Source organism: Klebsiella sp. CN_Kp100 (assembly GCF_040065315.1).
GTDB lineage: Bacteria > Pseudomonadota > Gammaproteobacteria > Enterobacterales > Enterobacteriaceae > Klebsiella > Klebsiella oxytoca.
The window spans coordinates 1-14,022 of the sequence record NZ_JBEAIJ010000044.1 but is presented as its reverse complement, the minus strand read 5'-3'; the positions used below and the strand labels follow the sequence as shown (position 1 = coordinate 14,022).

The following is a 14,022-nucleotide window of genomic DNA, read 5'->3' as shown; positions in this document are numbered from 1 at the left end:
CGTTGTTTAATCAATTATCCGGAAATGGCTGATGTTGGTAAATATCAACACCGCTTCGCGAAAGGCAAGCCGCAGTACTGGAAACAGAGAGCACTCGTTGTTTTCTGTTTAAAAAACCACCTGGTTCGGGCGTGCAGTTGGGGTGAGATGAATCCCTTTCTGGATATGGAGGCGCTTTCTGTCGCCCCTCAGGCGAGGGTCTGGAAGCGTTATAGAAAAGTTTAAGGGTGAGGGCCGTCAATCGGAAAATAGCGCGGAGCAGCCCGACAAAGCCCTGGAAGACACGGACGTGCCCCTGTCGCAGGTGGGTCTGATATCAAAAGCGTAATACAGGAGCAGGGATGAAAACAGTACGACCGTTATGGGGACGGGGGCAGATGATCTCTCCCCAACATTTTCAGCAGGAAACCGCGCAATCGGCCTGGCAGACAGAGTATGTCGCCCGGCTGGGGGCAATTCATCCCTGGGGAGTGGCGCGGGCGGAGTTTAATACCGCGCTGCTGAAGCAGGGGAAACTGAAAGCCGACCACCTGTGCGTGCGTTTCGCCGACGGCACGCTCATTGATAGCGATAACGCCGATGCGTTGCCGCCGGTGATGAACCTGCCGGAAACAGAACATCACGAACTGACGGTGGTTCTGGCGCTGCCCCATGAGCATGAGAACGGTGGCAACTGTCTGCAGCCGGAGCAGAGAGCGGAGCGTCCCGTGCGCTGGCGTCTGGCCTGGCGGGAGGTGCGAAACCGCTATGGGGAGGACTGCCGCCAGATTGCGGTAATGCAGCCGGAGTTGACGCTGCGTGAGGCCGATAGCGACAACGCTGATTACCAGACCGTCGCCGCGATCCGTCTTACGCGCGATAGCCAGGGACACTGGTCGCAGGACGAGTCTTTTCTGCCGCCGCTGCTGAACGTACAGGCCAGCCGTTGGTTGAGGGAACAGACCGAACAGTTGGCGGGTCAGCTCCGTGCGCGCCTGCAGCGCCTGATGTCTATGCGTCGGGAAAGCAACGAGCGAATGGCCGACTTCGCGGTAGCGGACGTGTCGCTGTTCTGGCTGCTGAGTGCGCTCAACAGCGCTGAGCCGTTGCTCAGCCATTTTGTTCGTCATCCGCAGGTGCATCCGGAACGTCTGTATACAGCGTTGGCCTGTCTGGCAGGTAGCCTGCTGACTTTTTCTCTTGAACACACTACAGCCGATATTCCGGCCTATCGTCATGAGCAGTTAACGGCGGTCTTTCCTCGATTGTTTGACTTGCTGGGGGGACTGCTGGAAGCCAGTCTGCCATCGAGGGTGGTGGCGATTGACATGGTTCATGATGAACGACGCAAGCGCTGGCATGCCCGTCTGCACGATCCACGACTGCGTGAAGAGGCGGATTTTTATCTCTCGGTACGATCGGCGCTGCCGGTAGCGCAGCTACTGGAGCAGTTTCCGCTTCAGTGCAAAGCGGGCAGCCCGGATGAAGTCGACCGGGTCGTTAACGGTTCGCAACCCGGCATCCCTCTGCGCGCGATGAGCCACGTTCCGGCGGCCATCCCGCTGCGCCTGGAGAACCAGTATTTCACCCTTGATATGGCCCATCCGGCGGCGCGAGCGATGCTGTTGGAAGGCAGTTGTGTCTTTTACGTCCCCGGTCTGCTGGGCGCCCCTGAACTCGAACTCTATGCGGTACTGCGCTCATGAAACAGGATACGAATATCGACGCCCTGATGGCTGACGCCTGGTTGACGGTGACGGAACTGCGGTGCGGGGCGAGACTGGCCGACGGGGAGGGCGAACGCCTCTGGCGACATTGCGTAGAGCATATTGAAAAGGTCATGGCGGAACTGGAGACCGCGGGCCTCAGCGAGGCGAGCCGTCGGCATATTCTCTACGCCTGGTGTGCGCTGCTGGATGAGACAGCTAAAGGACGTGAAGGTGAGGATGATGCCTGCATCGTCTGGTATGACCGTCCGCTGCAGGCGAAATACTTCGGTGCCCTGGACGCCGGCGATGCGCTGTATGAGCGGATGCGACAGGTTCTGCATGAGCCCGCGCCGGATGTGGCGGTACTGACCTGCTTCCATCGCGTGTTGATGCTGGGCTTTAAGGGATGTTATGCCCTGGATGAGCCGGTTCGCGACCAGCTTATCACCAGACTGGCGGAGCGCGTTTCGCCGTTTGAAACCGACCAGAGCCAGCCTGTACTGGCGGGTATATCCGGGCGTAGCGGCCTGGCGGACGGGTTGCGACGCTGGCCGGTTTGCCTCGGGCTGTCGCTGGTTGCGATCGCCGCGCTGTGGCTGGGGCTAAATCATTGGCTTGATTCCCTGATTACAACCCTGCTGCTCGGGGCGGAAAAATGAGCGTGAACCATTTGCGCCTGTTATGGCTCTGGGCCGGGATCCTTGCGGTACTGCTCTGTTTGCTGTTTCTGCCGCTGGCTACCGGCGGGCGGATTCTGGCTGTTGCGCTGATCCTGACCGCAGTCATCGTTGCCCTGATTGTCGCCGGGCGCAAGGGGGAATGGGGACTTACAGAGGATGCCTGGCTGGATGACATTCCGGACGCGCCGTACCGCCTGCCGGTGGTGCTGGTCTGCGGTGATATCGCCAGGTGGCCGGAGTGCGGGGTGGTTTTGCGTACGGCTCAGGGCTGCTGGTTAAATGTTCCTACCGCCGAACTGCAGCAGACGGTACGTACTCTTCTGCGTAAACGCCCGGATCTGATATCGCAGCTGGCGGTGATGGTCTGCGTTTGCCCGCAGTTGCACGGTGATGAGGCGGCGCTGGCGGTCGGGCTTAATGAGCTGCGCTGGCAGCTGAACCAGGCGCGGAGCGACTGCCGCCGCTCGGTGCCTTTACTACTGAGCAGTCACGTGGCAGGGGCGTCTGTTCCTCACTCGCTATGGCAGACAGCGCAGACCGGGGAAGCCATGCAGGTGTGGCAGGCGAATGACGCGCCTTGCTGCACCGGGACCTGGCTGGCGCAAAAGAACGGAAGGGAGCGTCTGGCCACACAGGTGAGGATGAATGCGCTGGTTCGCCTGACGCACGAGACGGCGCTGGCTATGCTGACGGCGCCCTCTGTTGATACGCCCCCGGTGATACCCGCTATGATGCTGTATCACATGACGCCGTCGGGGGCACCGGTTCTGCCTCAGAATCTGTGGCAGCGCTGGTTGTCTCATCATACCGCTCTGGGCTCACTACCTGGCTGGCAGCCTGATACCTCATCAGCGGATGTCCTGTTACCGGATTTTATTCTGCCACTGTTGCCATTGGGCGTCAGCGAGACGCCACGCGCCAGGATTTTACGCCGGGCGTTCTGTCTGTTCACCCTTGCCATTCTCATCGCACTGTGCGCCAGCGCGTGGAACAACCGCCAGCTACTGCAGCGGGTGGGGTTCGATATTCAGCACTATGAGCAGATTGCGATGGTTGACTACGCCTCGAAAGCCCGCGCCCTGCAAATCCTGAGTGGGGATGCGGTTCAACTGGATCAGTGGGCGCGCCGCGGTGAGCCGCTGAACCTGAGTCTCGGTCTGTATCACGGGGCCTATTTACGCATACCGGTGTTGGCCGCGATTCGTTCCTGGGAACCCCCACCTCCGCCACAAAAACCAGCACAAAAAACCGTGCCGAAAACCATCCGCCTCGACAGCATGTCGCTGTTCGATACCGGGAGGTGGGCGCTTAAGCCCGGATCGACAAAGCTGCTGGTGCACTCGTTGGTTGGCATCAAAGCAAAACCCGGCTGGCTGATTGTCGTTGCGGGCCATACCGACAGTACCGGTGAGGAAAAAGCCAACCAGATACTTTCGCTGAAGCGTGCCGAATCGGTGCGCGACTGGATGCGTGACACCGGAGATGTACCGGAGAGCTGTTTTGCGGTGCAGGGCTTCGGCGAGAACCGTCCTGTAGCCACCAATGAAACGGTTGAAGGGCGTGCGCTGAACCGCCGTGTCGAAATCAGTCTGGTACCGCAGGTGAATGCCTGCCAGCCACCGGGCATGCCTTCGGCCTTATCGCGGGAGAGCGGCGCGTCAATCAATGAAACGGAGAAGTAGCATGGCAACTCCGGTCTGCCTGTTGCTGAAGAGCAACGGCGGAGCGGATATCACAGACTCCCATTCGCCAAACGTAGGTGTCACTACTTGAGCCTGAAACGGGCAGGTTTTCCTGTCCGCAGTTATTTTGCTGAGCAGCCGCGGGGCAAGTGTTCAACAACGACAAAAATTGGTCTGCTGGCCTGATGCGCTTTGGTAAGTGAACAGCGACGGGCGGTAGCGTACCTGAAATGATTGAAGAGAAACTCTCATGGAAAATCCCGCCATTTTGTTACGTCGTCTTCACCCAAACTGCGCCCGCGCAACAGAAAGTCTCTTCTGCCTGCCGCCTGACGCCGGAAAAAGCCTGCTCTGCCAGCAGATATTACCGGCGGTAAGCCAGCTGCGCTTAAGCCCTGTGGCTGCAGGACAGTTGCCTCAGCGCCCTTCTCCGGGTCGGGACGATAAGAAAATGATTGCGATGACGTTTGAGAAAGAGGTGAACGAATGAGTGATATCCCGGCACAGCAGTTCAGCCACAACCATCCTCTGTTAACGGTGCGCGGCTGCCGCGCCCTCCTGGACGTGCTGGCCTTTGAAGGCGATGAGGCCCTGAGCGAACCGTTCAGCTACCAGATTGAATTCACCAGCGCCGACAAAACCCTCACGCCGCAGCAGATGCTGATGCAGGATGCCGCCTTCACCCTGCAGGCCCCGGTTGACCAGGGCTTCGGGGTAAAAATCCGGCAGCCGGTACGCACGATTCAGGGCGTGGTGACGGCGTTTGAGCGCCTTTCCGCCTCCCGGGACGAAACGCATTATTCCCTGACTCTGCAGCCGCGTCTGGCGCTGCTCTCCCGGAGCCACCAGAACCGGATTTACCAGGATATGTCGGTGCCGGATATCGTGGAGCATATCCTGCGCACCCGCCACGGCATGCGCGGGGAGGACTTTATCTTCACCCTGGCGCAGGCGTATCTGCGTCGCGAGCAGGTGATGCAGTACGGCGAGGACGACCTGCGCTTTATCACCCGCCTGCTGAGTGAGGTGGGTATCTGGTTCCGCTTCACCGCCGACACCCGGCTGAACATCGACGTGGTGGAGTTTTACGACGACCAGCGGCACGACGGGCAGGGGCTGATTCTGCCGTCGGTGCCGCCCTCCGGCCAGCACGACAGCGGTACCGAGTCGGTGTGGGCGCTGAAAAGCCGGCATCGCGTGGTGCCGCAGTCGGTGTTCACCCGGGACTATAACTACCGCAACGCGCCGGCGGAGATGAGCCTCAGCATCGATGTCAGCCGGGGCGACAGCACCACTTACGGCGAGGCGTACCACTGGGGGGATAACTACCTGACGCCGGGCGACAGCCATCCGCGCGACCCGGCGCCGGAGAGCGGGGCGTTTTATGCCCGCCTGCGTCACGAGCGTTACCTGAACGACCAGTCCCGGCTGAGCGGAAAGAGCAGCTGCGCGACGCTCGCCCCCGGTCAGGAACTGAAGGTGAGCGGCGGCGAAGAGGTCACCGGCACCTTCCGGGAGGGGGTGATGATAACCCACCTCCACAGCGGCGCCCGGCGCGACCGCAGTTTTGAGGTGGCCTTCCACGCCATCCCGTACTTAGAAGATTACGGCTTCCGCCCGGCCACTATCGCCAGGCCGGTGATGGCCGGGACGCTGCCGGCGCGGGTCACCAGCACGAAAAGCAGTGATATCTACGGCCATATCGACCGCGACGGGCGTTACAGGGTCAACCTGCTGTTCGACCGCGACCACTGGCAGCCGGGAGAAGAGAGTCTGTGGGTACGCCAGGCGCGCCCGTATGCCGGTGACACGTACGGCCTGCATCTGCCGCTGCTGGCGGGCACCGAGGTGGCCATCGCCTTTGAACAGGGTGACCCGGACCGGCCGTATATAGCCGGTGTCCTGCACGACTCGGCGCACCCGGACCCTGTCACCATCCGGAACTATAAACGTAACGTGCTGCGCACGCCGGCGAACAACAAAATCCGCCTCGACGACGCGCGGGGAAAAGAGCACATCAAGGTCAGCACGGAGTACGGCGGCAAGAGCCAGCTGAACCTGGGGCATCTGGTGGACGGCGGAAAACAGCCGCGCGGGGAGGGATTCGAGCTGCGTACCGACAGCTACGGAGCGATACGGGCCGGGAAAGGGATATTCATCACCGCTGATGCGCAGATGAAAGCGCAGGGGCAGCAGCTGGCGATGGAGCCTGCAACCAGTCTGTTGAGGGGGGCGCAAAACCTTATTGCCGGTTGGGAGAGTGTGACGCAAACGCACCGTAATTTCTCACCAGATATGGATACGTTAAAGCAGTTTGTTGAAAAGGCGGACCAGATAAAGAAACCGGTATTGTTGATGGAAGCACCGGAGGGGATAGGGAGCGTTACGCCAGAAAGCATTCTTCTGCACAGTGGCAACGGTTTGTATATGCAGAGTATTGGAGAAGTCAGTATTGCCAGCGAGCAGAGGCTTGCAGTGAATGCCAGCCAGGCGATATCGTTACTTTCCCGCCAGGAAGGTGTTCGTCTGGTATCTGCAAAAGGCCCGCTGAATATCGAATCTCATAGCGATATTCTCTCATTAACATCTCTTCAGGATGTTACCGTACAGTCCACACAGGGACATCTTCAGCTTACGGCGAAGAATGGTATCACTGTTGGGTGTGGCGGCGCTTACATTCGCTTGACTCCGCAGGGAGAAATTGAAATTCATGGACCTGGCCTGTTAAGTCTGAAAGGACAACATAATTTGCAGGGGCCAGCCAGCGAAGATTTCCAGTTGCCCGATCTGCCTTCATCAGTATGTAAAGAATGCCTCAAACGGGCTCAGGAACTGGCTCAGGGTTTTGTGCCGAGGGATGCGTAAATGGACAACATAAAGATCTGGCTGGATAAAATCCAGCTGACGTGTCAGCAGATTGGTCACAATTATGTCGATATGATTATCGATCAGTGCGGCGTGAATTTCTCCGTCATTCCGGCTCTTTCCGGGTTTTCTCCGGCAATAAAATGGCAGTCCCTTTACCAGGGATTGCCGGAGAATATTTACCCGGACGATGCGCCTTTGCTGGTACGTATTGAGCTGGAAGATGCTCAGCAGGTGCAGTGGTTATATGCGCTGGCTAGTGAAGCTGCGGCAACAGCGCCTTTACTGGTGCTGGGGTCATCCTGGCGGTTCGAAGTTTTGGCTGAATGGTTGATCCGTTGCATTGATGCGCAGCATGAGGGGCGTGCAGGGATATTTCGCTTCTGGGATACGCGTATATTTTCGTATCTTTTTACCCATGTTCTTAGTGATGAACAGCAAAGTCAGCTCCACAGACCGACATTATTCTGGAGCTGGCTGGATCGCGACGAAGCACCTGTTTTGCTGGAAGGAAACGGGGCAGCATTAGGTGAAGAGGAATTGAGTGAGCAAATCATATTTACTGATAATCAGTTTGAAAGTCTGATGTGTCTGTGTGATGCAAAACAATTATTGGTTTATCTGCCATTACCGAAGAACCTTTTTATGAACAGAGAAAGTGAATTTTCTGCTTGCTTTAAGGCTATGCTGGCTGCGACAAAAGAAGGTGTGCTTTTCGAAGATAAACGTAATGAGTGGGTGGCTGAGTATATTCTTAAAAATAAAATTTATTCTGATGAATGCAGTTCTGGTGTTAATAATCTATAAAGTCATCAGGAGTGGTATTTTCAATAGGGATCATAGCTACTTACATCGGAGGGGTTATGTATTTGGATAGTGATACAAAAGTTATTATCTCTGGAACGGTAATATTACTGGTTGGAATCATTGTCTGGAAAAAACAAAGCTTTTTTATTGCTCTGGTGTTTTGTGTTTTGTTTATCAAAGCGTCTATGATGTTTTTAGCGATAGTTATGCTATTATCCTGGGGAGAGCCGGCAAATTCTTTTTATTTTATACTTCCTGTTATTAGTGTTTTTATCGCTTTGTTTTTTCCTGATAAGCGTTGGCCAAAACATACCGGACACATATACAGATGTTCATCATGCATGAATTTTGTTAACTATAAAATCGATAAATGTCCTCATTGTGGCTCTGACATGGATCCAAAAAATATTTGAAAAAAAAAGACCAAACAATAAGCGGCTATTAGATGACGGTTGAATCTAATGATAACCCTGTTTATCCGGCTAAAATAAGGGAACCTGAGATATGTCTATAATAAAGTCTGATTTAGGCTGGTATCCACCGCAGGGACGATGGCTGACACGCTTTGTTTTTATCGCTGTGGCGATATTGCTGGCTGGTTGCGATCGACTCGCGAAAGAGGAGAGCATCAGTGGCGGTAGCGGCACCATAGAAGCGGTTAACCATACCCACTGGGCGATAAATCATTTCAGCGTAGACGGGCAGTCAGGGCTGGATATTATCGGCCCCTGGCAGGGCGGCGGCGGTGGCTGCTGTTACGGTGTGCCAACGAAATGGAAACCGGGAATGACGGTGAAAGTGGAATGGGAAACGGGTGTCGGTTATTCAATGGATTTTCCAGGATATGGAGATGACGCTAAATATTTAGAATGGGAAAAAAAATAAAAGCTCAGAACCAGGAACATAGCCGGATAGTCCCAGTTCCCGATTATTCCGGGCAAAAAACCTGCGGAATAAAGGTTCACTTTTTACCCTGCGATCAAATAAAAGTCACCACCAGCTGCTATGACTACGGCAACCCAAATTATCCGATTAAAGATCCGATCAAAATGGAGGAACCCAAAGTATGTCCACAATAAAGCCTGATGCAGTCTGGTATCCTCCGCAGTTTCCGAAGCAGGGACGATGGTTCACACGCCTTGTTTTTATCGCTGTGGCGATATTGCTGGCTGGTTGTGACAGGCCTGCCAGAGAAAAGAATGTTAGCGGCGGCAGCGGTACCATAGAAGCGGTTAACCATACCCACTGGGCGATAAACCATTTCAGCGTAGACGGGCAGTCAGGGCTGGATATTATCGGCCCCTGGCAGGGGGGAGGCGGTGGCTGCTGTTACGGCGTGCCGACAAAATGGAAACCGGGAATGACGGTGAAAGTTGAGTGGGAAACGGGTGTGGCTTTTGCCGATGATGTACCTGAAATTCCTGAACCGAAACGACCTGATACCTCCGGGATGAACGAGAAAAATTATTATCAAGTATGGCAAGTGTATTTTGATGAAAAACAAGAATGGTATAGGAAAATTAAGGCACTGAATAAAGCGCATACAAAAATAGTCCCTGTTCCCGATTATACCGGGCAAAAAACCTGCGGAATAAAGGTTCACTTTTTACCCTGCGATCAAATAAAAGTCACCACCAGCTGCTACGACTACGGCAATCCAAATTATCCGATTAAAGATCCGATCAAAATGGAGGAACCCAAAGTATGTCCACAATGAAGCCTGATGTAGTCTGGTATCCTCCTCTGTTTCCTGAAAATGGACGTTTACCCACACAAGCGGCGTTAGTCGGTCAAAACTGTAAGCAGCAGGACAGCCATGAACTGGCTTACCGCAATGAACTTTGCCAGGCGGCGGGTCGACTGGTGGAACCGCCGTGCTGTAAGACGCTGCATATCAGCCTGTTTTTCGACGGCACCGGTAATAATCTGAACAACGATCTTTATATCGACGTTCCTAAACATCCCACCAATATTGCCCGTCTTTTTCGCGCAACCATTGGCCAGGGGCACGCCGGTGGCGTCCAGGGACACGCCGGGGAACTGGTGGATATGGAAGGGACGTCGGGGAATAAATATTACAAGTACTATATTCCCGGCGTTGGTACCCCTTTCCCGGAAGTGGCGGATCTGAATTACAGTACACCCGGTCTGGTTTTTGCTACCTATGGCGAAGAGCGAATTAACTGGGCGCTTATTCGCATTATCGATGCCTTAAGACGCACGCTGGGCAAACCTGCGTTATCCGATAATGAAAGCTGGAAAGCGGTGAAAGAGATGTCCTTCGGGGCTTTAGATCAATATCGACCAATAGTATTCCGGCAGCTTTTAAAAGATCTGGAACCCGAGCTGAAGCTGGCGTTAAAGCAGCCTGAACCCGGTAAACCGAAACTGCTGGGGATTAAGCTGTATGTGTACGGTTTTTCACGCGGAGCGGCGGCGGCAAGGGCTTTTGTCAACTGGCTGGTTGAACTGCTGCCCAATGGTTTCAGAAAAGGAACGAAGCCGGATCTCTGTCTGACGCTGGAAGGCGCTAACTGGAAGGTGCCGCTGAGCGTCGAATTTCTGGGACTGCTGGATACGGTGGCCTCTGTTGGCGTGGCGCATATCGCCCCTCTTGCGGAAGGACATATGGGCTGGGCCGATAATGCAATGGAGCTGCCCGATAACGGCCTGATCAAAAATTGCGTGCATCTGGTTTCTGCCTACGAGCAGCGGCTCTGTTTTCCTCTGGATTCGATTTGCCGCCATGACGGAACCTATCCATCCTATGCCAGAGAGATGGTGTATCCCGGTATGCATTCGGATATTGGTGGTGGTTATATGCCTGGCGATCAGGGAAAAGCAGTGGCAAATAACGACGGTTATTTATTATCGCAGATTGCATTGCATGATATTCATGCTGCTGCTTTTTTTGCCGGAGCACCACTTAAAGTTTTGAAGGATGCACTGCCCGATGACCTGAAAAAAGATACCTGGCGCATCATGCCCGTTGAACTCAGCCACGAATTTGATATTGCACCAGATATGATCCAGCGCTTCAACGCCTGGCGTGAATTAACATTAAACCTTCCCTCATCTCTGGAAAAAATAAATGATGAGAATGCTGCCAGATACGAACCTGTACGTGCATCAGTCAACGTTATTACCGCGCTGGAAGATCAAATCACCTGGATAACCGCCTGGCGTATCGGTCGCTATGCGAGTGGCAACTATACAAAACAGCGGTTTTATATTGATGCAGCCGCAAACGGCATGGATAAAGACAGCGACCCCAAAATTAGAGAGGCTTCCGAACAGGCGCGAGATATAAAACAGCGGAAAGTAGAGAAAACACGGCGTAAAATGCAGGAGTCTGCTGAAAAAGATACCTATATCCCCTATCCGCCGGGGCCGAAAGATTTTGATCCCGCGTTGGGGCAGACGCAGCTGCGCCAGGCTGCGGAAGAATTTCGCGAGGACTATCAGCTAAAACAGCGTGCCGTAACCGGAAACTGGATATATAAGGGAATGGATAAACTGAGTAACCTGGTTTATACCTTCAGCGATGATGATGTAAGTGGCGAATATATAAAGATAAAAAAAGAGGCCAATGAAAAATATTCAATGCTCTTTCCTCCTCAGGGGGAAAGCAGCAACGAGCAACAACCCGGAGGGCTGGTCAGAGCATTATTTGACGATCAGGTTCATGATTCCAGGGCCTGGTTTATGCAGGCGACGCTTGATGCCAGGGAACCGTGGGGAAGTTACTTTTTATACCGGATGATCTATTTCGGTGAGCTGATGAGTAAAAATATTACACCTCTTGTGAAATACGGGCGCTTTATTGAGGGGAGATTTAAAGATACGGTTCCTGACGTTGATTTTATTATCGAGCGAGCTGAGAAAGGAGGGGCTATTATGGGTGAAAACTCCCCGCCTGAAATAAAACAAAAAATATCCGTGGTAAACAGCTCTGCGGATATTCCCCTTACCATGTTGTCCGATCTTCCCCTTCAACCTGCGCTGACAAACGAGCCAGCGGAATTAATCGCCTGGCAGCAACAATCGCGGGAAGCGGAAAAACTGGCCAGTACGAAAGCGGCGATAGCCTCACTGTGGCCATAACGAAATGGCGTTCTGATATACGGATGCCTGTGTAAATAATACAAGGAATAAATATGAAACAGGTAATACGCGAAGGCGATACCCTGCGGGAGTATGGCGGTAAAGTTCTGGCCGGACATTATCTGTGTTTTGGAAAAGGCATTGCCACTAAAGGCGATCCGGTAAAATGCAATAAGCATGGTATGACCACGATTATTGAAGGCAGTTCGCTGTCAAAAGTGGATGGTCAGCCCGTCGCTCTTCACGGACACCGCTGCGCCTGTGGCTGTACGCTGGTGAGTTCTTTTCCCGACTGCGGTATTGCACAGTGAGACCGCTACCTGATTTTCCTGATTATCGCACCGCTAAACCGCCTGCGGCAAAACGCTGGCTGGGGGCCGGAGCATTACTGGTCCCGGCGGTCGGCGCTGCGAGTGCGTTATTACGGGGAACAGATGCAAGCTCCGGGATCGTTTTTGCCGCGATGCTGTTCACGTTAACCGTCATGGGGCTTTTCTGGCTTCTTTCTCTACTGTATTACCGGTTTTCAATTCACCACTCATCCACCTGGAAAGCGGAGGTGGCACAGGTACAAAGTCACTGGTGGTATCAGCATCGTCGGCAGTTTTCCCTGGAGGATGTGGTGCTGATTGGCCCTGCCGGGGCGGAGATGATGGACTGGTTGCGTTTGCTTAAGCGTGAGCAAAAAGCGCCAGCAGAACGTCAGGAGGCAAACGGTAAAGCGCTGCGTGTGGCGCGTTCTTTTTCTTCCGATGCGACGGAACGTGAAAATCAACTGGCTCGTATGCTGGTACTACAGTGGAAACGGCAGCGCGAAGGCAAAAAATTGGTCTCGCCGCAGCGCTTTTACTGGCAGGGGAGCGAGAGCGTATGGCAGGCGTTTGTTGCACAGATAAAGGACTCTTTTCCAGGCATTGTGCTGCCTGAATTACCGATTATGTGGAAGGGAGAACGTTCACTGTCAGATATTGCAGCCTTTCTGGATTCAGAGGGCGATGGCACGCAAATTCTGGTGGCTGGGTGCCAGTCTGAAGTCCCCTCGGCAGAGGATTTGCTGCCTGCCGGAGAAGCCGCTGCCTTGTGGCTTGTGAGTGCTGAGGGGGCTGTATTGCTCTCACAGGGGGAATATTTTTCCCCATCGGCAACGGAATATTTGAAGGATGTCTGTGAACGAGCACAGAAGCAAAGTGAACTTGACGCAGCACCTGACGCCTGCATTCTTTTTTCTCACCCGCAACAATCTGAACTGGCAGGCAGCGGCTGGAACGTTACTCATCATTTGCAGGACAATTTTTGGGGTAATACGGGAAAACTTGAGGCGCTTGTCGTGATATCACTTGCTGCCATTTTCGCACAAAGCCAGTCGCAACCCTGCGGCTGGATAGCCACTGATCCTTTACACCCCCTGGCGCTTGGAATTGTTAAACCTCATGAAAACAGATAAAAATCAGAAAGAAACTATTTCTGCTGCGTTCACGGTGGTACTTACAGCCGTGGCGATCACGTTCCTTATTTTACTGGGGGGACTGGCGTACTGGTTTTTCATAGGTGACCATGCTGCAAAATGGTCGGTTATCTATCCGATTCTACTGGTGTGCGGTCTTCTCTGGATTGTGCTGGTATGTGTCGTATCTCTGGTTTTTCTGGCGATACATCTTTGGATCATCAGTCGAGCCAGGCGTTCATCAGCGGCTGGACAGAGTACATCAGCAAAGACGCTGGCGTTGAAACGCCCGATGCTATCGAAAGAAATAGCCACCCATCTCCGCCGCCGCTATACCCGTTTCTGGCGCCACAAAGTCCGCCTGCTGCTGGTGGCCGGTGAACCCGCGCACATTGCCGCCATCGTCCCCGGTCTGGCGGAAAAGCAGTGGCTCGAAGGCCACCGCACGGTGCTGATTTACGGCGGCACTCTGTCATCCGCGCCGGATACTGAACGCCTGGCCGCCCTGCGCAAGCTGCGCCGCAGCCGTCCGCTGGATGGCATCGTGCTGGCGCTTGATGAGACGCAGGCGACCAGCGCTACCCTGGATAACCATCTTCGCACCCTCGAGCAGGTCGGGGAGGCCCTGCGCTGGCAGCCGCCGGTGTACCTGTGGCAGGTGACTGACAGCGCCTGGCCGCAGGATACCCGCATCAGTCAGACGGTGGGGGCGCTGTTCCCGCCCGGCGCCACGCCGGAGGGGGTGGCGCAAC

At 54.5% G+C, this 14,022-nt stretch carries 11 protein-coding genes and 2 pseudogenes; all 13 read left to right on the top strand.

The features are described from left to right. Positions 1-341 precede the first annotated feature (341 nt). Positions 342-1,685 (top strand): type VI secretion system baseplate subunit TssK, encoded by a 1,344-nt coding sequence (gene tssK, locus ABLV12_RS19610; RefSeq protein WP_348867241.1) that lies wholly within the window; start codon positions 342-344, stop codon positions 1,683-1,685. Beyond that, complete coding sequence (gene tssL, locus ABLV12_RS19605) at positions 1,682-2,347, top strand: type VI secretion system protein TssL, short form (RefSeq protein WP_016808562.1); 666 nt, start codon at positions 1,682-1,684, stop codon at positions 2,345-2,347. The genes tssK and tssL overlap by 4 nt, the downstream gene beginning before the upstream one ends. Next, positions 2,344-4,050, top strand: coding sequence for an OmpA family protein (locus ABLV12_RS19600; RefSeq protein WP_196558114.1), 1,707 nt, complete (start codon positions 2,344-2,346; stop codon positions 4,048-4,050). The genes tssL and ABLV12_RS19600 overlap by 4 nt, the downstream gene beginning before the upstream one ends. Before the next feature lie 250 nt (positions 4,051-4,300). Then, positions 4,301-4,540, top strand: coding sequence for a hypothetical protein (locus ABLV12_RS19595; protein WP_126489002.1), 240 nt, complete (start codon positions 4,301-4,303; stop codon positions 4,538-4,540). Then, positions 4,537-6,915 (top strand): type VI secretion system tip protein VgrG, encoded by a 2,379-nt coding sequence (vgrG, locus tag ABLV12_RS19590; RefSeq protein WP_348867240.1) that lies wholly within the window; start codon positions 4,537-4,539, stop codon positions 6,913-6,915. The genes ABLV12_RS19595 and vgrG overlap by 4 nt, the downstream gene beginning before the upstream one ends. Next, positions 6,916-7,722, top strand: a complete 807-nt coding sequence (locus ABLV12_RS19585; protein ID WP_004112476.1) for a DUF4123 domain-containing protein — start codon at positions 6,916-6,918, stop codon at positions 7,720-7,722. It abuts the gene before it with no gap. A gap of 62 nt (positions 7,723-7,784) precedes the next feature. After that, positions 7,785-8,135, top strand: coding sequence for a hypothetical protein (locus tag ABLV12_RS19580; protein ID WP_201506159.1), 351 nt, complete (start codon positions 7,785-7,787; stop codon positions 8,133-8,135). 91 nt (positions 8,136-8,226) lie between these two features. After that, a pseudogene (locus ABLV12_RS19575) lies at positions 8,227-8,801 on the top strand (DUF3304 domain-containing protein). Continuing rightward, complete coding sequence (locus tag ABLV12_RS19570) at positions 8,789-9,439, top strand: DUF3304 domain-containing protein (RefSeq protein ID WP_348867239.1); 651 nt, start codon at positions 8,789-8,791, stop codon at positions 9,437-9,439. The pseudogene ABLV12_RS19575 and the gene ABLV12_RS19570 overlap by 13 nt, the downstream one beginning before the upstream one ends. Beyond that, complete coding sequence (locus tag ABLV12_RS19565; protein WP_125286754.1) at positions 9,427-11,826, top strand: DUF2235 domain-containing protein; 2,400 nt, start codon at positions 9,427-9,429, stop codon at positions 11,824-11,826. The genes ABLV12_RS19570 and ABLV12_RS19565 overlap by 13 nt, the downstream gene beginning before the upstream one ends. A 53-nt stretch (positions 11,827-11,879) precedes the next feature. Further along, positions 11,880-12,137: a PAAR domain-containing protein gene (locus ABLV12_RS19560; RefSeq protein WP_004101503.1), complete on the top strand. Its 258-nt coding sequence runs from the start codon at positions 11,880-11,882 to the stop codon at positions 12,135-12,137. Next, on the top strand, positions 12,134-13,270 hold the full coding sequence (locus ABLV12_RS19555; protein WP_224251330.1) for a hypothetical protein: 1,137 nt from the start codon (positions 12,134-12,136) through the stop codon (positions 13,268-13,270). The genes ABLV12_RS19560 and ABLV12_RS19555 overlap by 4 nt, the downstream gene beginning before the upstream one ends. A 292-nt stretch (positions 13,271-13,562) precedes the next feature. Next, positions 13,563-14,022, top strand: a pseudogene (locus ABLV12_RS19550) (type VI secretion protein VasK); the annotation flags it as partial.

Excerpts from the sequence above, each read along its gene's own strand:
- tssL (WP_016808562.1), top strand. The coding sequence starts at position 1,682 with ATGAAACAGGATACGAATATCGACGCCCTGATGGCTGACGCCTGGTTG.
- ABLV12_RS19595 (WP_126489002.1), top strand. The coding sequence starts at position 4,301 with ATGGAAAATCCCGCCATTTTGTTACGTCGTCTTCACCCAAACTGCGCC.
- ABLV12_RS19570 (WP_348867239.1), top strand. The coding sequence starts at position 8,789 with ATGTCCACAATAAAGCCTGATGCAGTCTGGTATCCTCCGCAGTTTCCG.
- tssK (WP_348867241.1), top strand. The coding sequence starts at position 342 with ATGAAAACAGTACGACCGTTATGGGGACGGGGGCAGATGATCTCTCCC.
- vgrG (WP_348867240.1), top strand. The coding sequence starts at position 4,537 with ATGAGTGATATCCCGGCACAGCAGTTCAGCCACAACCATCCTCTGTTA.
- ABLV12_RS19565 (WP_125286754.1), top strand. The coding sequence starts at position 9,427 with ATGTCCACAATGAAGCCTGATGTAGTCTGGTATCCTCCTCTGTTTCCT.
- ABLV12_RS19560 (WP_004101503.1), top strand. The coding sequence starts at position 11,880 with ATGAAACAGGTAATACGCGAAGGCGATACCCTGCGGGAGTATGGCGGT.
- ABLV12_RS19600 (WP_196558114.1), top strand. The coding sequence starts at position 2,344 with ATGAGCGTGAACCATTTGCGCCTGTTATGGCTCTGGGCCGGGATCCTT.
- ABLV12_RS19585 (WP_004112476.1), top strand. The coding sequence starts at position 6,916 with ATGGACAACATAAAGATCTGGCTGGATAAAATCCAGCTGACGTGTCAG.